Source organism: Candidatus Aquicultor secundus, assembly GCF_002791875.1.
Lineage (GTDB): Bacteria > Actinomycetota > Aquicultoria > Aquicultorales > Aquicultoraceae > Aquicultor_A > Aquicultor_A secundus.
Genome location: NZ_PFNG01000197.1, coordinates 1 through 246, shown reverse-complemented (window position 1 = coordinate 246; position 246 = coordinate 1). Strand labels below are relative to the sequence as shown.

At 55.3% G+C, this 246-nt stretch carries 1 protein-coding gene; it reads left to right on the top strand.

Features of this window, described 5'->3' with window-relative positions:
- Positions 1–246: sugar transferase (locus COY37_RS08215; protein WP_286977173.1), on the top strand; the 246-nt coding region annotated here is incomplete at both ends.

Sequence of the window (246 nt, the reverse complement as noted above, 5' to 3'; positions counted from 1 at the left end):
TACTTAGCGATATACCCCTGGTGCAGTTGACGCGCGAGCCTGCGGCGAACTGGGTGTACCTTATAAAAAGGTTTACCGACGTGGTCGCGGCGTTTCTTGGATTGCTCGCGGCGTCTCCCGTAATGTTGCTCGTGGCGGCCGGTATTAAACTTACCTCTCCCGGGCCCATCGTCTATAAACAGCAGCGGGTCGGCCAGGGGGAAAAGCCGTTTTACATCTATAAATTCCGCACGATGGTTGCCGATG